17 protein-coding genes are annotated in these 19726 nt (G+C 34.9%); 11 read left to right on the top strand and 6 right to left on the bottom strand.

The window, feature by feature from the left end; translation table 11 throughout:
• The 8 genes from B9Y84_RS16635 to cas6 form a co-directional block, all read left to right on the top strand.
• Window positions 1–657 (top strand): RagB/SusD family nutrient uptake outer membrane protein (locus B9Y84_RS16635; RefSeq protein ID WP_139828021.1); only part of this gene is annotated, 657 nt, incomplete at its 5' end.
• Between the two features lie 14 nt (window positions 658–671).
• A complete protein-coding gene (locus B9Y84_RS16630; RefSeq protein WP_085518521.1) occupies window positions 672–1565 on the top strand; it encodes a hypothetical protein in 894 nt (297 codons plus the stop codon).
• Window positions 1566–1685: 120 nt separating this feature from the next.
• The gene (locus tag B9Y84_RS16625; protein ID WP_085518520.1) at window positions 1686–5057 is read left to right on the top strand and encodes a S8 family serine peptidase; all 3372 of its coding nucleotides are present in this window, start codon (window positions 1686–1688) and stop codon (window positions 5055–5057) included.
• Between the two features lie 2 nt (window positions 5058–5059).
• Window positions 5060–5767: a hypothetical protein gene (locus tag B9Y84_RS16620; protein WP_085518519.1), complete on the top strand. Its 708-nt coding sequence runs from the start codon at window positions 5060–5062 to the stop codon at window positions 5765–5767.
• 51 nt (window positions 5768–5818) lie between these two features.
• Window positions 5819–8260 carry a TonB-dependent receptor plug domain-containing protein gene (locus B9Y84_RS16615; RefSeq protein ID WP_139828073.1) on the top strand — a complete coding sequence of 814 codons (2442 nt, stop codon included), beginning with the start codon at window positions 5819–5821 and terminating at the stop codon, window positions 8258–8260.
• Window positions 8261–8329: 69 nt separating this feature from the next.
• Complete coding sequence (locus B9Y84_RS16610) at window positions 8330–9421, top strand: AI-2E family transporter (RefSeq protein ID WP_085518517.1); 1092 nt, start codon at window positions 8330–8332, stop codon at window positions 9419–9421.
• 13 nt (window positions 9422–9434) lie between these two features.
• The gene (gene ychF, locus B9Y84_RS16605; RefSeq protein WP_085518516.1) at window positions 9435–10532 is read left to right on the top strand and encodes a redox-regulated ATPase YchF; all 1098 of its coding nucleotides are present in this window, start codon (window positions 9435–9437) and stop codon (window positions 10530–10532) included.
• Between the two features lie 63 nt (window positions 10533–10595).
• Window positions 10596–11375 (top strand): CRISPR-associated endoribonuclease Cas6, encoded by a 780-nt coding sequence (gene cas6 / locus B9Y84_RS16600; RefSeq protein WP_085518515.1) that lies wholly within the window; start codon window positions 10596–10598, stop codon window positions 11373–11375.
• Here cas6 and B9Y84_RS16595 read toward each other — a convergent pair.
• Window positions 11353–12669 carry a type IX secretion system plug protein gene (locus B9Y84_RS16595; protein WP_085518514.1) on the bottom strand — a complete coding sequence of 439 codons (1317 nt, stop codon included), beginning with the start codon at window positions 12667–12669 and terminating at the stop codon, window positions 11353–11355. The genes cas6 and B9Y84_RS16595 overlap by 23 nt on opposite strands.
• 57 nt (window positions 12670–12726) lie before the next feature.
• On the opposite strand from B9Y84_RS16595, the gene B9Y84_RS16590 reads away from it, so the two are divergent.
• Both B9Y84_RS16590 and B9Y84_RS16585 read left to right on the top strand, forming a co-directional pair.
• On the top strand, window positions 12727–13275 hold the full coding sequence (locus B9Y84_RS16590; RefSeq protein ID WP_085518513.1) for an RNA polymerase sigma factor: 549 nt from the start codon (window positions 12727–12729) through the stop codon (window positions 13273–13275).
• On the top strand, window positions 13259–14653 hold the full coding sequence (locus tag B9Y84_RS16585) for an outer membrane beta-barrel protein (protein WP_085518512.1): 1395 nt from the start codon (window positions 13259–13261) through the stop codon (window positions 14651–14653). Before B9Y84_RS16590 ends, B9Y84_RS16585 begins: the two co-directional genes overlap by 17 nt.
• A gap of 19 nt (window positions 14654–14672) precedes the next feature.
• Here B9Y84_RS16585 and B9Y84_RS16580 read toward each other — a convergent pair whose 3' ends face one another.
• From B9Y84_RS16580 to B9Y84_RS16560, 5 genes are all read right to left on the bottom strand, one after another.
• Window positions 14673–15098, bottom strand: coding sequence for an arsenate reductase family protein (locus B9Y84_RS16580; protein WP_176223818.1), 426 nt, complete (start codon window positions 15096–15098; stop codon window positions 14673–14675).
• A gap of 434 nt (window positions 15099–15532) precedes the next feature.
• Window positions 15533–16249: a DUF6048 family protein gene (locus B9Y84_RS16575; protein WP_139828072.1), complete on the bottom strand. Its 717-nt coding sequence runs from the start codon at window positions 16247–16249 to the stop codon at window positions 15533–15535.
• Entirely contained in the window at window positions 16221–16856 is a 636-nt protein-coding gene (locus B9Y84_RS16570; RefSeq protein WP_085518509.1) for a hypothetical protein, read from the bottom strand. Before B9Y84_RS16570 ends, B9Y84_RS16575 begins: the two co-directional genes overlap by 29 nt.
• 46 nt (window positions 16857–16902) lie before the next feature.
• Window positions 16903–17562 (bottom strand): DUF4159 domain-containing protein, encoded by a 660-nt coding sequence (locus B9Y84_RS16565; protein WP_139828075.1) that lies wholly within the window; start codon window positions 17560–17562, stop codon window positions 16903–16905.
• A gap of 35 nt (window positions 17563–17597) precedes the next feature.
• Window positions 17598–18251: an HAD family hydrolase gene (locus B9Y84_RS16560; RefSeq protein ID WP_085518508.1), complete on the bottom strand. Its 654-nt coding sequence runs from the start codon at window positions 18249–18251 to the stop codon at window positions 17598–17600.
• A gap of 210 nt (window positions 18252–18461) precedes the next feature.
• Here B9Y84_RS16560 and B9Y84_RS16555 point away from each other — a divergent pair, with 210 nt between their 5' ends.
• Window positions 18462–19724, top strand: coding sequence for a hypothetical protein (locus tag B9Y84_RS16555; RefSeq protein ID WP_085518507.1), 1263 nt, complete (start codon window positions 18462–18464; stop codon window positions 19722–19724).
• Window positions 19725–19726: the final 2 nt, after the last annotated feature.

Raw genomic sequence — 19726 nt, 5'->3', positions numbered from 1 at the left:
TCTGACCTAGTGGCAGCTGCTGATTATGTAGCTTCATGGGATGATGCTAATTTCGTATTTCATCCAGAAGCAGTGTTTTCATCAGATTTAGGTGTTGCTGATTGGAATGGAGTTGACGGTGCCAATAACAGTTTGCATTCATTGCTAATGAATGATACAGGAGGTAGCCAATTCATTATTACAGCTAGTGACGAGCTTATTGCAGCTATTGAGTCTCAAGCAGGTGATGTGAGAAGCGGGATGTTTAACACTGAGACTTTAGGTCAGGAGTTTACTAAATGGCAAGGTAACAAAGGAACTGTTCCTTTTCAGGAAAATATTCCGATTCTGAGATTATCAGAAGGTTACTTAATTGCGGCAGAGGCTTTAGGCCCTGGCGCAGGTGATCCTTTCTTAAATGCATTCAGAGCAGCTCGTGGTTTAGCGGGTGGTGTATCAGCAACGGTTGATAATGTACTAAGAGAAAGAAGAATCGAATTTATGGCAGAGGGTCATAGATGGTTTGATCTGAAAAGATTGGGAAGAGACATTTCTAAGCCTGCAGCTGCAGGAACTGGAGCTGTTCCTTACGAGGATTTTAGAATTCTTCCTAGAATACCTCAAGCTGAAATCAGTTTAAGTGAGGACATTTTGGTAAATAACCCTGGTTATAATTAATAAATTTTTTAGATATGAAGAAAATATTATATATAGTATATATCGTGGCTCTCGTACCATTCCTTACAGGATGTTTCGAAGAGCCTGGAACTTCAAAGTTGATCACAGATTTTACAGATCAGGGCTTTGTTGAGATAGTGGAAGCTAATGGTGGGGCTAGTCCTACTAAAAATGTGGTGGTTGTTCCTGATGGTGCAAATGTAACTCAATCGATTCAAGTTTCTTTTGGCGGAGCAGTTAGTGATGCGCCAGTTGACGTATCTTTTGAAGTAGTAGCAAGTTCTTCAACTGCTGTTGAAGGAGTTGATTACACACTTGTATCTGCAGGATCAGTGACTATTGCCAGCGGAGAGTATACTGCACCTATCACTTTTGAAGTAGTAGATGATATTTTGGATCCTGATAATCCAATCACTATCACATTCAGATTGACTAATGCGTCAGTGCCAATACTTGAGGAATACGGTGAAGTGACAATTACTTTAGTTGGTTTATGTCCTCCTGAGCTGTTTGATTATACAACTGTAGCAGGTGAATATTCTACTGATGCAGTGGGTACATCAACAGATCCTTGTCCTGGTTCAGATCCATTTACCTTTGCATCAACTGAAACTTTAACCAGAGATGCAGCTAGCGACACGGACGAGGCAATAGCATTTACTATTTCGGATTCGTTTGCAGGTTTGTATGAAGCATGGTATGGTGAGTGTTATACAGGTGCATTGTCTTCGCAGTCAGGTACCATTCTGGTAAATACCGCAACTGGAGCTGTTACAGGTTCTGGTAGCGAAGTATACGGTACCACTTGGGAGGCTACTGGTTTATTAGATGCATGTAATGGTAATATCACTTATACAGTAGTTAATGGTTTTGATGATGAGGGTACTGTTACCTGGGTGCAAAACTAAGAACTATAGAGATTTAATTATTAAGAGGCTAATCATATTAGCCTCTTTTTTTGTTTAAAAATGAACTAGATTATTGGTAATTCAGTTGTGTTGACTGAGTTGTCTAAAAATAGGTACACTATGAAAAAAACTATTACTACACTATTTGCATTATCTTTTTTGGTCAGTCTGACAATGGCCCAAGAATTTAACCCACAAAAATTGCACGAAATTGCTGCAATCGAGAAGACCCAGCTTGCAGAGCGGCAAGAAAGGATAGAAAAGTTTTTAGAGAATTCAGATAGGAAGCGAACTATACAGCTAGAAGATGGAAATACTGGGGTCTTAGTGGATGTTCTTAATGGTCATCCACAATACATGGCTACTCATAATCTTCAAGCTCGATATACCACTGGGGTTGAATTTGTGCAAGCAGAATCTGGACTAAATCTACCACTATATGGTTCTAACATGACTATTGGAGTTTGGGATGGTGGTTTAGTATTGAATAGTCATCAAGAGTTTGGAGGTCGAATAAAAAACAAATTAGGATCTGAATATAGCAATCATGCTACCCATGTAACCGGGACAATAGCTGCAGCAGGTGTTAATCCCGATGCCAAAGGGATGCTTCCTGAAGTAACTATACACTCATATTTTGCATTTGAGGATGATTTAGGTCCAATGGCAGAGGAAGCTTCAAATGGTTTGATTTTATCTAACCACTCTTATGGTTTAGTATTAGGTTGGAGATTTAACGGAAATGCATGGGAGTGGTTTGGACAGGATAACGGTAAAGATAATCGCTTTGGTTCATACACGAGTGATAGTAGAACTTTAGATAATATTGCCTACAATGCACCTTATTATACCATTGTTTGGTCTGCTGGAAACGATAGAAGTGATGCTGGAGATGGAACAAGGCCACCAGATGGTCCATTCAATATTGTAGGACCTGCTGCTACTTCAAAGAACATTATTACGGTCGGGGCTATTACCGGTTATGAAGAATATGAAGGTCCAATTTCTGCAGAAATTAGCAGTTTTAGCTCATGGGGTCCAACTAATGATGGAAGGATTAAACCTGATATCGTGGGCGATGGTGTTGGCGTATTTTCTGCATCTTCTAGTGGAGATGATCAATATGCAACGCTCCAAGGAACATCAATGTCCGCACCTAATGTGACAGGGTCTCTGGGTGTGCTACAAGAATTTTATCGTCAAAGTGCTGATACTTTTATGACAGCTGCACAACTGAAATCTTTAGCAATCCATACAGCTAGGGAAGCCGGTCAATTCCCCGGACCAGATTATAAATTTGGTTGGGGTGTTATGAATGCAGTAGATGCCATTAAAGTAATGCAGTCCAGAAATGATAAGGATACTTTAATGACGAGTGCAACATTGAATGAAGGTGAAGTTCATGAATATGAAATAATTCCAGACACTAAAACAAAATTAACAGCGACTATAGCTTGGACAGATGTTCCAGGTCAAGTCACTGAACTTGGGTCACCAACTCCGCACTTAGTTAACGATCTAGACATACATTTAGAGGATGATGCAGGAAATATATATTATCCTTGGAGAATGAATCCTGATAATGTTGGTGGAGCTGCCAGCAAAGGCGTAAATAGCCTCGATAATGTTGAGAAAGTAGAATTTGTAGCTCCTAATGTTAGGAAATATAGGCTTGTGGTTAGTCACAAGGGATCCTTGGAAAGTGGAGCGCAGACCTACGCTCTATCTCTTACTTATGGTAGTGCCAAGGTAAGTAATGATTTGGTTTACTGGGTTGGTGGAAATGGAGATTTTACATCAGGGACCAATTTTTCTCAGACATCAGGTGGTGCTAGTCAAGCGATCGATTTAGCAGCTGTTAAATCTTTGACTGTAGATGAAAATTCATTTGCTAATGATGGAGTGATTACAATGACTAGTGATTTAGAATTAGATAATATTATTTTTACTTCAGATAAAGTTTTAACTATTGATTTAGCAGGTAATACACTCACTATAAACAATGCGATTCACTCCGCTGGTGAGAACCTGAAAATTTCTAATGGGAAGCTGGTGGTTAAGTCCGATCCAAACAATAATGTTTATCTGGAATTTGATGGTTCCGATAACTTGGCTATAGATTTAGATAATGATGGTCAATTTATTATAGAAAGTAGTGTTAAAGCTGATCAACTAAATATCATAAATGGAAACTATACGATTCAAAATAAGAGAATAGCTGTTGAAGGCTTGAATTTATTTAAAGAAGCTAAAGCTAGCTTAGAAAATAACGTAATTGAGCTTTCCGGATTATTTTATAATTACTCTGACAGTGTCAGCTTTAAGGGTAATTCTTGGTCATTGAACGATGCTATTGTATCTTCAGACTATCGCTTAGCAGCAGGAGATACTATTCAGGCTTCAGGCAGTAATTCTTTTACTGGGCAGTTTCATTTTGCAAAGCTTATCAACAATTCTGAGATTGAAGTGATTGATAAATTTGAAGTGGATAGCTTGCAACTTAGTAGCGGTTCCAAAATAGTCATAAATAATGAAGACTCTCTATTGGTTCATAATGGATTAAAGCTATTGGGAAATGATGTCAAACAAATTTCGGGTTCTAACAGTGATGCTCTAGCAAATTTAGAATTTACCTTTAGGTCTAAATTATGTTTAGATAATCTAGTGGTTGAGAATATTCATTTTTCTTCTCAATCAGTATTGAATGTCACATCAAATGGATCTATCACTAATTCTGTAAATGTCCTGGAATTACCTTGTGAGGATTTGATTTTCCCAGATTTCCAGATTTCATCTACTTGCGCCAATGGTTTAATTTACCTTGATAACTTGTCTGACGGAGAAATCGATGATTTTAGCTGGGATTTTGGGAATGGTATGATCTTTGAAGGAGTTAATGACGTTATGGAGCCAGTGATATGGTTTGATTCAATAGGTGAATACGAAATCAAATTGATAGTTTCAAATGAAAATCAAACTTCTGAATTTTCGAAATTTATTCAAGTAGATGAAAATACTTTGAATGAAATTAAAATCGTTGAGAATGATCAAGGATTAGTAGCAACTGTTTCAGGTGCAGAATATCAATGGTTTAAAGATGGAGTAGCAATCGAGGGAGAGACTGAAAGAGTTTTGAGTATTGACTTTGAATCTGGAGTGTATAATGTTGCTTATTTTGGTAATGCAGAGGAAGGTTGTGAATCTAGAGTTTCTGATTCGTTTGAATATATTGTAACCTCAAATGATAAGGAGCTAGTAGAAAGTATTATCCTTTTTCCAAATCCAGTTAACAATATATTAACCGTAAAAAACTTTGAAAATTACGAAAAAATTAGAATTTTTGAATTTCAAGGTAAAATAGTACATTCTGAAGATCTAAATCAGACATCTAACAGTATTAGATTAGATGTTAGTAACTACAAGTCTGGTTTGTATTTTATTGAGCTGTCGGGAAAAAATAAATCTATCAAACTTAAATTTTTAATTGAGTAAATATGAAATTATTACAAACAGGTGTTTTATTAGTAGCAGTATTTTTCTTTAGTGTTACTGCTTATTCTCAAATAGGGAATATAAATGAATTTGGTGGTGGTAAACCCATCATGATGAAAAAGTATAGTAAAATCGAAGGCACCCCTTACTATTTTGGTTCAGATAATTGGATGGACGGGACTTTGTATACTGCAGATGGTAAAATGGTGGAAGATATTCCAATTCGTTTCAATGGCTTTGATAATGAAGTTGAGTATAGAAAAGATGGAAATGTTTTAATCATTGATAATTACAATCTGAAGGGTTTTGATTTTTATTACAGTGAAGAAAGTGGAGGTAAAAAAACGAAATATGAATTCAGGAATGGATTTAGTGTTCCAGGTGAAATTGAAAAAACAGATTTCTACAATGTAATTTATCAGGGAGATAACTTATCATTGATTGAGGAATTCAAAGTATTAGAGACGAGGGTAACACCAGCAAGTTACGGAGCAAGTGAATATCGAAAATTCGTAAATGATCGAAAAACCTACTTGATTCTTAATAATAAGTTAGATAAGTTCAAAAGTAGAAAAAGAGATTTTTATGACATCGCTCCGAACCAAAAGTCAGAAATCAAAAAGCAAATCAAAAAGAATGATCTTGATTTGAATAATCCGAGCCACGTTACTTTTTTACTCGAATACATTGATAACAATTTAATACAGTAATATATTCTTGAACCTATCGTTAATCTGTTCAACCAACCTAAAATTATTTTCGTGAAGAACCTTAAATTATTGTTGAGCATTGTAGTTATACTGCAATGCTCAACTTCTTTTGCCCAAAAATTCACTGCTCAAGAAGTAGCTGATTCAATTAAGAATCATTTTGATGTCAATCCAATTGAAAAAGTTTATTTAGATTTAGATAAATCAAATTATGTTTCTGGAGAAACTGTTTGGTTCAAAGGTTATGTAACTGCAGGATACTTTAATCAATTTTCACCTCTCAGTAAAGTGATGTTTGTTGAATTGATTGATCCTGAGTCTAAATTGGTAAAAAGGATTAAATTCTATTCAGACAATGGAATAGGGAATAGTTTTTTAGAGCTTCCTCAAGAACTAAAAACTGGAAAATACCTTTTAAGGGCCTATACTAACTGGATGAGAAACCGTTCTCAGGGTTATTTTTTTCAAAATGAATTGAATGTTTTTAATTTGTTTGAAAAGGAAGAGGATAATAAGATAGCTAAAGAAGAGAAGGGAAATGTACCTGCTGTTAGCTTTATGCCAGAGGGTGGAGAATTAATCAGTGATGTACAAGCAAGAGTCGCTTTTAAGGCTTTAAATTCAGATGGCTACGGTGAAAAAGTGTCTGGTAAGTTGTTTGATCAAAACGGGGAAATAGTTACGAGTTTTAAGAGTATGCATTTAGGTATGGGAGAACTTACTCTTGTTCCCGATGCTCAAAAAAGTTACTATGCTGTTTTGGATGAGTATCCTAATTCAAAGATTCAGTTTCCGCAAGTGAAAGAGAAGGGGTTGTCAATTTATTTAATGAATCTACCTCAATTGAAAGAAGTAAGATTTAAACTATCTTCTAATAATTTCAATAAAGATTGCTTCATTATCACTCATAGCAGAGGAGTTCCTACTTATGTGGCAAGTACAAATCTAAATGGTGCAGCAGTTTCAGGAATGATACCAAAAGATAACTTTCTACCTGGTGTGAACTATATGACCATTTTTAGTAAAGAAGGTGTCCCACTGGCGGAGAGATCCTTTTTTATAAATTCAGTACCAACTTTTGATGTTGAAATTGAAAGCGATAAGGAAGTGTACTTAAAAAGAGATAAGGTAAAGCTCAGGATCGCATCGATGAAAGGGGGTAATGGTATCGAGAGCTATTTATCTCTGTCTGCAACAAACAATAATGAAGTTTTACTTAATGCGGAGGAAAATAACATAGCATCATATTTCTATTTGACGAGTGATTTAAAAGGGTACGTAGAAGCACCAGCTAATTATTTTAATGAAATTTTTGATGATGCGTGGAAGCGTCTAGATTTACTCATGATGACTCAAGGGTATACTTCATTTGATTGGGATAAGATCTTGAAGTCAGATGCGAATTTGTTACAGTTTAAAATTGAACAAGCGCTTTCAGTGAGTGGTAATTTAAAAACAGATATATTTAAAAAACCAGCGAAGGGGGGCTCAGTTAGTTATATCGTTCAAGATAGTACAAAGATCTTTAATGAGGTGGAAGTAAATGCTGATGGTAGCTTTGAAATCAATGATTTGTTTTTTGCAGGAGAGAAGGCTATCGTTTTAACTGGCAAAGACAAAAAAGGCAAACCAAATGTTGTAATTTCGATTGATTCGACTAAATCATATCCAGAATTAATGTCTGCTAAACATCAGATTTCTGGTACTTTATCTGAATTTCAGAGAAAATCAATCCAGAAAACTTTAGAAAGAAAGGAAATAGACGCTTCATATAATTTTGATAATAATTTCGAAACCTTAGATGAGGTGACTGTAAAAGCCGATAAAATAACTAAACAAGATCAGGTAAATAATGTATATGGACCGGGTGATAATTCCTTAGATCTTACTGAACTTGATATAAGTGAAACAGCTCAACACCCTCTCGAATTAATTAGAGGAAGAATAGCAGGAGTTCGTATTTCAGGAAGTTTGATCAATTGGCAAGTAGAAATACGAGGACCAGGTTCGATTAATTCAAGTACTACTCCGCTAATATTGGTTGATAATGTTCAAGTTCCCTTAGATTATCTAAATTCAATTTCAGCAAGGCAAATCCAATCAGTTGAGGTTTACAAGGGTGCTTCAGCAGCAATCTTTGGAGTAAATGGAGCAAATGGTGTTTTATCCTTCTTTACAAAACCAGGAGGGGAAAGTTTTAGCACCTACGAAGCCGGAAATGCTGCAACAACAATACTGACAGGTTACCAAGAGTTTAGGGAGTTTTATAGCCCTGATTATTCTGTGAAAAAGGAGGCACATGCCAAACCAGATAGAAGAGCCCTTTTACATTGGGAACCAATGATAAAAACTAATGAAGAAGGGGAGTATTTTCTTGAATTCTACACTTCTGATGAAGTGATGGATATAACTGTCAGGGTTGAAGGGATGACACAAACAGGACAGGTTGGTATGAAGAGCACTACTGTTAAAGTTAGGAATACAGCAGAGTAAATTGAAATCATATAAAATGGAAGACTTTTCTAGTCTTTCATTTCGCTTTTTATCTATTATCTTAGAGTTGTGAACAGACTCAGACCGATTTTATATTTATTTGGAGGAGCCTTATTGCTCTATCTCATTAGCCTTATTTTTTCTGATATATTAATTTATATCATCATTTCTTTAATTATATCCACTATTCTCAGACCTTTAGTGGGATACCTAAATAGTCTATATTTTTACGGGTATAAGTTGCCAAAAATTTTCACAATTATAATTGCTTTCAGTGTCTTGATTGCCTTTATAGTGCTTTTTGTGGGGCTTTTTATTCCGCTAGTGTCCGAACAAATCCAGATTTTAAGTAAATTAGACTACGACAGTCTTTACAGTAAAGTCACCACTCCTATCCAATCAGTTGAATTCTTTTTAATAAACTCAATACCTAACATAGGAGATGAAGGGTTTATAATCGATAGATTAAAGGAGAGTATCATAAATTTTGTACAAACGGTAGATTTTAGTTATATCTTGAATAATTTCATTTCCATCACAGGAAGTATTTTTGTTGCTATTTTAGCGGTAGCGTTCATCTCTTTCTTTCTTCTCTATGAGAAGGGGTTGGCGAGGAGAAAATTCATTCAGATAATTCCAAATAAATATTTTGAAGTTTCAATTGGTGCGATTTATAAAATTGAGAAGCTGCTATCCAATTATTTATTAGGGCTTTTGTTTCAGATGATTTCTATTTTTACAATTGCCTCGGTTGGCTTAAGTATCTTTGGAATTAAATACGCAGTAACGATTGCAGTATTTGCTGCTGTGGCAAATCTTATTCCATATGCAGGCCCAATTTTGGGATCAGCATTTGGTATTATAGTTGGCGTCACTACTGGCGGTATTTTTGAGTTTAATAATCAGTTGTTTTTCTTAATTATCAAGATTGTATCAGTATTTGCAGTAGTTCAAATAACTGATAATATAGTTTTGCAACCACTTATTTTTTCAAAAAGTGTAAAAGCACATCCATTAGAAATATTTGTTATTATCTTTGCGGGCGCATCCTTGGCTGGTGTGTTAGGTATGGTAGCTGCTATACCAGTTTACACCGTGATAAGAGTGATTTTAATTGAGCTTTATCAAGGATACAAACAGTATAAAATATTTCAGAATTAACTAAATTATTTTCATGGGATTACAATGCGGGATTGTTGGATTACCTAATGTAGGTAAATCAACCTTATTTAATGCGCTTTCTAATGCAAAAGCAGAAGCTGCTAATTTTCCATTTTGTACTATAGATCCGAATGTTGGAGTCATAAGTGTTGCTGATGAAAGATTAACAATTTTAGAAGAACTTGTTAATCCAGATAAGGTAGTGCCAACTATTATCGAATTTGTTGATATAGCAGGATTAGTGGAAGGTGCTAGTAAAGGCGAGGGTTTAGGAAATAAGTTTCTGGGAAACATTAGAGAGGTGGATGCCATTGTTCACGTTGTGAGGTGTTTTGAGGATGATAACATTACGCATGTTTCTGGGAGAGTGAATCCGGTAGCGGACAAAGATATTATTGATACAGAGTTACAGTTGAAAGATTTGGATTCTGTTGAAAAGAAGATACAAAAAACAGAGAAAATTGCCAGATCTGGGGATTCAAATGCAAAAAAGGAACTGGCAATTCTTAATCAATATAAATCGGTTTTAGAGGATGGCAAGAATGCCAGAACTTTAAAACTCACGAAAGAGGAGAAGGATCCGGTCAGAGATCTGATGTTATTGACTGATAAGCCGGTGATTTATGTTACCAATGTGGAAGAATCTGCTGCAGTGTCTGGTAACGAATGGGTTGAAAAGTTTAAAGACTATGTGAAAGACGAGGAAGCAGAAGTAATTGTTGTAAGTGCTGCAATCGAAGCCCAAATTGCTGAATTTGATGATCTAGATGAAAAGGCCATGTTTTTAGAAGAATACGGGCTAACAGAATCTGGCTTAAATAAATTAATCAGGGCCTCTTATTCCATTTTAGATCTCATCACTTATTTTACAGCAGGTAAGCAAGAAGTTCGTGCTTGGACTATCAAAAAAGGATGGAAGGCGCCTCAAGCAGCTGGTGTGATCCACACAGATTTTGAAAAAGGTTTTATTAAAGCAGAAGTTATCAAATTAGATGACTATCAGAAATTTAAAACTGAGCAAGCCTGTAAAGAAGCAGGTAAAATATCGATTGAAGGAAAGGAATATATCGTAAAAGACGGTGATATTATGCATTTTAGGTTCAATGTGTAAATTTTCTTAGAAAGTTTAAAACAATTTTATTTGACGATTGGTCTTAAAAAATAAAAGAGGGCCGTGAGAGTAAGATTAATTTTTAAAAATAAGGAAAAGGGAGCTACGGTTCCATTTCACCATCAGTACTACTTGTTTAGATTTTTTAAAGGTTTAATCAAAAAGTCTGGCAAAGATGAATTTAATAATTTTAATCACTACAACTTTTCTGGATTGAAGGGGCAGACAACCGTTAGCAAATCAGGTCTGCATTTTTACAGTTCAAAAATAACTGTTGTTTTTTCGTGTTCAAATCAAGATTTCATCGATTCAATTATTGAGGTATTATTCACTTTACCTGAAATTAAGTTGAATGGACTGTCTATAATTCCACATTCTGTAGAACTTGAGAATGAAATTGAATTTGCTGAAGAAACTAAGTATATATGTATTTCGCCTTTAATTTTGCTGACCCCTGAATTTTCTAGTGATGAAGGTAAAAAATTCATGCATCCTGAATCAGGGGAGTTTGTAGAGCAATTACGAAAAGCACTGCTAGAAAAAAATGAATTAAATGATTTCGGAGGTTTTGAATTTCATCCAGATCAAAACTATTTAAAAAAATTAGAAGATAGAGGAAAAAAATACTCTCGAGTATATCCTATTTTTGATCAAGATATACCTTATGAGGTGCGGGGATATACATTTCCTTTTACCTTACAAGCTTCACCGGAACTTCATAAATACTTATTTGAGTGTGGTTTGGGCTTATTTAACGATAAGGGTTTTGGAATGCTAGATCTTGCGGAAGTAACCCCAGGTAGTAAAACAGTTCCCTATTTTACTGGGCAGCTCTCGAATTAAATTTAGTATAGCCAATTAATCTATCATATCGTAGTTGAGGGTTTTTATAGTATATTAATATATCGTAAGTGTTTTCAGTGCTAAAATGACTACCATCTATTGGATTGCCGTCTCGGTTGGGTATGTAGTAGCTGTACTCATAATAGCCTTGCTTTAGTAGTAAATTATTTTGATATAGCCCCGTATTTGGATTGTAGGTCATCCTATTGATACTATTTAATTGCCAGTTATTAAACTCACCAACAACATAGATCTCTTGATAATCTTGTGGAGCTTCCAATTTAAACTCAGTTAAAAAATAGTCCGATACTAAAGGAGTATTAGGCCTTTCTCTATTCCCGATCGCAAATGTCCCGTTTCTGTCTTGCCATTCTCTGTAAGCTTCTGACGCTCGTACAGCATCAGGTCGGAGAGTAATCGTTATTGGAGCGCTTTCTTTGTTTATATTGGCTACACCATTCCCTTTGAAATTTACAGTAGTAATATCAAAAAATCTAAATTCATTGTTTCCCGGAAAATTTAATTCTCCATTATAGAATTTATATGATAATTTTTTGTTGCCGTCCGTGATACTTAAAGGCTTAGGTGCATCTATTGCATAAAGCCAATTACTATTTTGTCTGATTACAGGATAAATATCGGTGCCAGCATTTATAATATTTATATTATTGAGCAGAACTTCAAATTCAAGTTCTTGATGTGTTCTTCGTTTTGAAACTACATTAGATGCTGAAATTTGATAGTCAATTCCAGCCTTATTTTCATGAACCATAAAACGTTCGCTAAGAATTATATTATCCTCGTTGTTATTTTCATATACGACTATTAGATAATTACCTGATAGACTTACCTTTGGCACACTCCATTCATAATGGATATATCCTAGTTTAGTATCAAAGGAGAATTCAAAGTCACGTATCGGAAATTGATTGTATTCTTCAAGATAATCCATGGACTGAAGATTGCTTTTTGCTGACCAATCTTTATTGCAATGTATAATTTTTGCAAAATACTGCTGCTGTTGATCATTTATATCATCAAAAGTGAGAAGCAATCGTTCATCGGCAGCTAACTCCAGAACAGCATTATTAGTCGATACCATCTGATTACCCTTAAAGTGTATAAGCTGCACAGTTTTAATTCTCTCTTTATAGCTTTTGTTCTCAAAAGATAAAGTAGGATAGTAATTTGGCCTAGGTGTTTGAGAGGTGCTGGTGGATTGTACTGGCACACAGGCACTAATCAAACTAAAAATGCAGGAAAATGTGATTAAATAATAAAAATAATATTTCATTCCAACCTTTAATTTGTAATTTGGGTCTAATATAAACAGAATCCTTAAGGTTTTGTCATGCCTAGAACCAAAGAACTTATAAAAGGTTGCCAAAACGGTGACAGAAAGAGTCAATACGAGCTCTATCAACAATTCTCCTCCGGGATGATGGCTGTAGCGTTGCGCTATTCAAAATCAACTTTAGAAGCTGAAGATATTTTACAAGAGGGGTTTATAAAAATATTTGAAAATATAAAGAAGTTTAGAGGTGATTCCAGTTTGGGATATTGGATTAAAAGAATAATCATTAATACAGCGCTGAATCATCAGCGAAGTAAGTTGTATCTATATCCAATGGTGGACGTAGAAGATATTAAAGAAGGAATTAATTCTTTATCTGTAGATAGTTTGGCTGTAGAGGATTTGATGGATTTGGTGCAAAATTTACCTACAGGTTGTCAGGTGATTTTTAATCTTTACGCTGTTGAGGGCTATCAACATAAGGAAATTGCAGAAATGCTTGAGATAAGTATAGGGACATCAAAATCTCAATACTCAAGAGCAAGAAAAATATTAATAGAACAAATAGATAAGCAAAACAAGTGGGGGAATGAAAGATTTCAGTAAAGATAAATTTAACGATTCAATTTCTAGAAAATTTGCCGGTGCTGAAGTTCAGCCGGGTAGTGGTGTATGGGAAGGGATTGAAGCGGAACTGCTGAAGCAGGATAATAAAAGAATGCAGAGAAAAGCCGCTTTTTACAGAAATGTTGCGGCAGCGGTAATCTTTATAGCCTTAATTTCGATCTACTTCAATTTGCAGGATGTCACTTTTATTGGTAATCAAAATAGTACGTTTATACCAGTGGAAATAGAAAAGCAAAGCAATCAAAATTATGTAAGTAATAATGATATACTCTTAAAAAAGCCAAATGTTTTTGCTGATTCTGAGGATGGTACATCAAATTCTAATCAGAGCGGGAATGGAAACCAGAGCTTAGCAAGTTCCTACAGTCCTGAAAAAGCGGATGGCGAGTCGCCTCAGTCGCGGAATAGTGCAGATATTATTAATAATTCTTCAGATCGTGCAGCAGTAGCAACCATAGCAAGGGCAGAGAGCTTAGTGCCAAATGATTTTGAATTGCATAAGTCAGACATTAAAGTTGAAAAGGTATCTTACTTTGCAGTGAGTATGCTAGAGAAACCAAAAACGGGCTCAAGTATTGCTTGGAATACCAATGTGAATATAGGCTCTGGTAATTTTAATCCGAATTCAGAGATTACAGAAACCCCTTTTTTTTCAACAGCTTCAACGCTCAATAATGCTGGTACTACCGCACGAACTATAGGCGATAATACGTCTTTTGATGGTAATCAAGAAAGAACTGCTGTTGAAAATTTAAGTTCTGCTCCTATGAAAGGGAATACCTCATTCACTTTTGGCTTGAACTTTGGGGTAGTTTTGAACGAAAAATGGAACATTAAATCTGGGCTTCAATACGGAGCTTACAGATCATCTTCATCTAGTAGTACTGTATTAAGAGACAGAAATAGTGATGAACTATATCCTTTTCATGGTGCAAGTAGTTTGCCCGAGATTTCGGATGGTAGAGTTATTAATTTTACATCGGAATATGAATTGTACAATGATCTTCAAATTTTAACGATCCCGTTAATGGCTTCTTATAAAATCATCGATCGAAAATTCGATGTTTCAATTGTTGCAGGCCTATCAGCAGATTTTATTATAAGAAATAATATAAAAGCTGGAAGTGATCAAATTAATAAGATAAATTTTGATGTGCAGGACAGGAAATCGTATAATAATTTGTTTGCTAGCAGCTTAGCAGGTGTTGAAATAAGTTATCCTTTTGCTGATAAATATGCTATTAGTTTAATGCCTACTTACAAACGAGCCTTATCAAACGTCACCACTGATGAAGCAACTTTTGATAGTACACCAGCATTTATGGGCTTAAATATGAGTTTGGCTTATATGTTTTAAGTAAAAGCCATTTCTTTTTTTACTCATCACTTTCGCCCTTATTGGCTAAGTGTTTCTTGATTTCTTCGAAAGCTAAATCCATTTCATTAAAATCATAAGGTGATTTGATAAAACGAGTCAATCTAGTGGAGTGAATAATGGGTGTTTTGATGATTTGAGGGTGTGAGGCAATTAGTTGTAATAGATCTTGTTCATCAAAATCCTTACCTTTTAGTTCATCTTGATAATAGTCATTATTTTCATCAATTAATTCTTTTAGCTCAACCTTAAGTGCTGTAGCTATTTCAGCCCAATGCCGCTCAGTTAGTGTTTCTTTTTCTAAATCAATCTCATTGATATAATGTTGGTCTAATGATTTAGCATATCCCAAAGCTTCTCTTTCTTTTATCTGAGTACTATTATAGATGAATTTGATTTCCATATCTGATTTTTTATTCGTTTCCATATGTATAAAACTGGCTAAGATCATTCATGTTTCAATTTATTATAGATTCTGTGAAGATAATAATAAAAGAGCTCTACTATGTAAAGATAGTAGAGCTCTTGGATGAAAGCTTTTTGTGGATAATCGAAGTTATTCTACTAAGCAAGTGGAAGCATTGATATTATTGGATCCTCCAAGTCTATCTATTGCGTCATTGTAATTCACTGAATTTAAGCTTTGTTCTCGGCCACGCTATTTCATAAAAATAATGCATCAGGAAGCGTAAAGGATGAAAAGTGATATTGAATTTAGCTGATTTATATTCTGAAGAATTAATCAGAAAAGGCCTTACGTTAGATTTTTAACTTAGCGTTTTAGTTACTTAAGGCAAAGATGTTTTAAAAAAATTGTACTCTTAGAGGGATTTAGATGGGTTATTTATAAAAACGGTACGGTTAAAAAACTGGTATTCTAAATTTAATATAAAGGTTAAATTCAGGGTTTAAAGAAATATTAGTCCTGCCATAACCTGGAATATTTTTTACTTCAAAATCTGTGAAATTATTATACTCCTGCAGTGCCTTTAAGCGGAATTTAAAACCTAAGGATAAAATATTGGGGATGTCCAAGTTTCTTATTTTTCGTACCTTTTTCTCAGATGTTAATACAAATTCATACCAAGTGGCATTTAAATTATTACGGGAAAGCTGACCAATTTCATTCTCAAAAAGTGGGTTTCCGATTTCATAGATAATTTCTTCGTTAAATGAAGACTGAGCGTATCTTAGCCCTAGGAAAAGGAAATTATTAGGTATCACAGTAAAGCGATAGTCTAGTCCAATCCGATAGTAACTGCCCTCAGATGTATAGCTAGAGTTTTTGTAGGCATCTTCTGGGGATAGTATTGCAATGCCAAATTCTCCTATGGCAGAGACTTTTTCAAAAATATGGAAATTGACGGCCCCTTCCCACTTCTCTGCTTCGTCTAAAAGTAAGGTATGAAGTTTTAAATAGTCAAATGCAATTCCAACACTTAATTTTTGAACTCCTTCAATCGGTGCTTCTTCGGTTTTCACATTTGTTGAATCTTGAGCTGCAGCCTTTCCCCAACAAATTGTCCAAAAAACAATCAGGCATAATAATTTAGATTTCAACATATATTTCGAGCTCATTGCTAATGCATTTTGACACTGGGTTACATCCATACGGTCCGGCTAGAGAATCAAACTGATGTTCAATGACGTTCAATTCTTTTGCCGATTTGGTGATTTTGCTATTAATAATGGTATCTGATAATTCGTATTCTATTTTAAGAGAATACTGAAAGTCAGAAAATTCTATTTGAAAAACATATTCTGATTGAGATTCTGTGGTTTTTAAAGGTATTTTAAAACTACTTAAGCTATCCCCACCATTTTTGTTCTCAAATAGATTAGTAGTTCCATTAATTGATTCAATGCTAATAGTCCCACTATTGGTTATGGTAATCAAACCATTAATTATAGCTAATGAATCCGTTTTAGTGTTTCTTAAATTATTCAAAGAATCTACAACAGGTGCATTTTCTGGATCAGCTAGAGCTGCGTCAACTACCTCTATTTCGTTATTTAGTCTTGCTTTATACTGAGTTAAGGTATCTAGGGATGTTTTATTTAAAATGCTTAAATTAAAATATGGATATGCATTATCAGGTCCGCAGTCATCACAGGGTTCACAAGCCCATAAAAAAGCTAAGCTTGCTACAAATATTCCTATATATAGTGAGGCAGTTTTAATCATGACTGCAAAATTAAACTTTCTTATTGATTTATTATATGCTTTTGTTTTAATCCTGAGTGAAAGCAAAACTGATAATATTTGCACCCATTTTCAAAGCTTTTAATCGTACTTCTTGCGGGTCTTTGTGTATACTTTGATCTTCCCAGCCATTGCCGAGATCACTTTCGTACGAATAAAAACATATCACCCTTCCTTCATAAATTATGCCAAAGCCTTGAGCTGGTTTACCGTCATGCTCATGTATTTTTGGCAAACCGCCTTCAAATTTAAATTTTTGATGATATATCGGATGATCAAATGGTATTTCTACAAAGTCTTTTTCAGGAAACACTTTTTTCATTTCTAACCTAATGAACTGATCTAAACCATAATTATCGTCAATATGAAGAAATCCTCCTGAAATTAGATAATTTCTTAGGTTCTGAGCTTCGTCATCAGAAAAAACTACATTCCCATGACCAGTCATATACACATAAGGATATTGGTATATCTCTTTACTACCTACTTCTACTACATAGTCTTTTTTGTTCAAAGGGATATTTAATTCTTGCTCGCAAAAATCTATTAGATTTGGTAGTGCAGTTTTATTCGCATACCAATCTCCACCACCATTATATTTTAATTTAGCTATTTTCACTTCTTGTGAGTAGCTTGAAAAAAATGGAGTAATTAGAAATATTAAAAAGATTGATACATATTGTTTCATCATGTTGGAGCTCTAAAATTTGTATTATTAAAAGGCTAGAATTGCTCGTTAAGCTCGTTAAAATCTTTTATTTTCATAAGAAGGCCATCAGGCAGCTCCTCTTTCTTAAGCGAGGTATACAATCCTAGTACATCCATTCCAGCACTTTTTGCAGACTGTATGCCAGCTAGGGCGTCTTCTAATACAACGCAATTCTCTGGAGAAATATTCAGTTCTGCTGCTGCTTTTAAATAAATTTGTGGATCTGGCTTCCCTTTAATCACCATCGTACTATCGATTACGGCACTAAAATATTTTCTGATGTTCAGTCCATCTAATGTAAAATCAGCATTAGCTGTTATCGCGGAAGTTGCCACCGCCATTTGTAGTCCAGCCTGTTGAGCAAGTTCCAAGAACTTTTCCAAACCTGGAGTTGGGGCTAAATGCGCCTTATATAAATCTCTGTATATTTGCTCTTTTTCCTCAGCCAAGTTCATCACTTCAATATGATCAGCTTCTGGCTTCAATTCTAAAATTACTTCTTGAATAGTTCTTCCATTGTAATGGCTTTGGAACTCTTCCTCTGTAACTTCTTTTCCAAATTGTTTCAAAAACTGTTTTAAAGCTTCGATATGATAAGAAATGTTATTGACAATTACACCATCCATGTCGAATATGATGGCTTTTTTCTGAGAGAATATATTGTGCATGTTTTATTTATTAACGAGTACGAAATAAGGAAAATTACTTCGAAATCCATTATTAAGCGCTGGTTTTCTTGGGATTGATTCAAGATTAACCTATTTTTTATTCTTAGAAGTTTGAAGAGGTATACAATGTTTAGGAAAAAAGAGATTTAAACAATTTTGCTTTTCCAGCATTACATAAGTAGCATATTTTTTAATTCTAATAGTCATCTTATGAAAATTAGATTTTTTTCATTGCTCATTTTATTCCTATCAATGCAGTTTGGTGGTGAAGCTCAGGCTCTAATAGACAATAAGGATACAACATACATTGTTGTTGGAGGAGCTGTTCGGTTCAACACCATGTACACGATCTATGAAGGAGAAACTTTTCCGCTCCCAACCGAAAATAGAAATGGATTCTTTTGGGATACTTTTCGCCTGGAAGCAAATGGTCAAACCAAAAATGTGGGAATTGATTTTGAGTATCGTTTCTATCCCGGCTTTAATACTCACTTTGTAAAGAAAGCTTTTTTATTTCATGATTTTTCAGATCGTCTCCAAATTCAACTGGGAGTGACACAAGTTCCTTTTGGAAAATTAGAGTTTTCAGGTAATTCTTGGTGGTTTCATTTACCTTATTATTTCGGTTTGGAAGATGATTATGATACTGGAATAAAATTTAGATGGGATTTAAAAAATTGGACCTATCATTTTGCATATTTCTTAATGGCTGAGCCTAGAGGTGTAAGTGAGCCAGGCTATGGCAGTTTCTCTTCTGCACGATATTCGTACGATGTTATCCCTGCAGATGGCTATAACGGTAATAAGGAAAGAAATCAGCTGAACGCTCGTGCAGAGTATGAAAAGGGTAAAATTTTGGTCGGCTTTTCTGGTCAATTTGGTGAAATTTACAATTCCAATACGACAAACAGTTTTATTCACTGGGCAGCGGCATTTCATTCGCAATATTCACTGAAAGAAGAGGCGAAAATCAAATTCCAATTCACCCACTATGATTATCCAAATAGCATTGATGCTACTGGTAATCCAGTGGAACATATCAATATGGGTGCTTATGGATTTAACACCTATCAAGTAGCTTCTAATGCAAGTACATTTTCACTAGGCTTATCTTATGAGTATAAAGTGGATTGGGGCCCGATTTCTAGTCTTACTTTTTATGATGATTACTCCTACATGCATAAATATGGGAGTATTGAGATTTTGGGCACGGAATACGATTTTGTAGATTCCCAACAGAACATATTGGGATTTATGGTGACGGCAGGTAACACTTTTACATTTTTTGATATTGCTTCTGGCATTAACCAGCCATGGTTGAGTGATGCTTTTGGAGGCAACGCACTAAGTTCTGGAAGAGGAGAAAATGTTGGGCAAACTGTAGGAATTACTGAAGAAGGGGCTATAAATCCGCCGAAGTCAAATCCTACAATCAACACTCGTTTTAATATAAATATTGGTTATTATTTCTAAAT

It is taken from the genome of Marivirga sericea (assembly GCF_900177665.1).
Lineage (GTDB): Bacteria > Bacteroidota > Bacteroidia > Cytophagales > Cyclobacteriaceae > Marivirga > Marivirga sericea.
The sequence above is the reverse complement of the archived record's forward strand: the minus strand, read 5'-3'. Positions and strand labels throughout refer to the sequence as shown.

Bases quoted from the DNA above. Each gene is read 5' to 3' on its own strand.
- B9Y84_RS16590 (WP_085518513.1), top strand. From the start codon at position 12,727: ATGCCTAGAACCAAAGAACTTATAAAAGGTTGCCAAAACGGTGACAGA.
- ychF (WP_085518516.1), top strand. From the start codon at position 9,435: ATGGGATTACAATGCGGGATTGTTGGATTACCTAATGTAGGTAAATCA.
- B9Y84_RS16630 (WP_085518521.1), top strand. From the start codon at position 672: ATGAAGAAAATATTATATATAGTATATATCGTGGCTCTCGTACCATTC.
- B9Y84_RS16575 (WP_139828072.1), bottom strand. From the start codon at position 16,249: ATGAGCTCGAAATATATGTTGAAATCTAAATTATTATGCCTGATTGTT.
- B9Y84_RS16560 (WP_085518508.1), bottom strand. From the start codon at position 18,251: ATGCACAATATATTCTCTCAGAAAAAAGCCATCATATTCGACATGGAT.
- B9Y84_RS16625 (WP_085518520.1), top strand. From the start codon at position 1,686: ATGAAAAAAACTATTACTACACTATTTGCATTATCTTTTTTGGTCAGT.
- B9Y84_RS16620 (WP_085518519.1), top strand. From the start codon at position 5,060: ATGAAATTATTACAAACAGGTGTTTTATTAGTAGCAGTATTTTTCTTT.
- B9Y84_RS16570 (WP_085518509.1), bottom strand. From the start codon at position 16,856: ATGATTAAAACTGCCTCACTATATATAGGAATATTTGTAGCAAGCTTA.
- B9Y84_RS16555 (WP_085518507.1), top strand. From the start codon at position 18,462: ATGAAAATTAGATTTTTTTCATTGCTCATTTTATTCCTATCAATGCAG.
- B9Y84_RS16580 (WP_176223818.1), bottom strand. From the start codon at position 15,098: ATGGAAACGAATAAAAAATCAGATATGGAAATCAAATTCATCTATAAT.
- B9Y84_RS16595 (WP_085518514.1), bottom strand. From the start codon at position 12,669: ATGAAATATTATTTTTATTATTTAATCACATTTTCCTGCATTTTTAGT.
- B9Y84_RS16565 (WP_139828075.1), bottom strand. From the start codon at position 17,562: ATGAAACAATATGTATCAATCTTTTTAATATTTCTAATTACTCCATTT.
- B9Y84_RS16585 (WP_085518512.1), top strand. From the start codon at position 13,259: ATGAAAGATTTCAGTAAAGATAAATTTAACGATTCAATTTCTAGAAAA.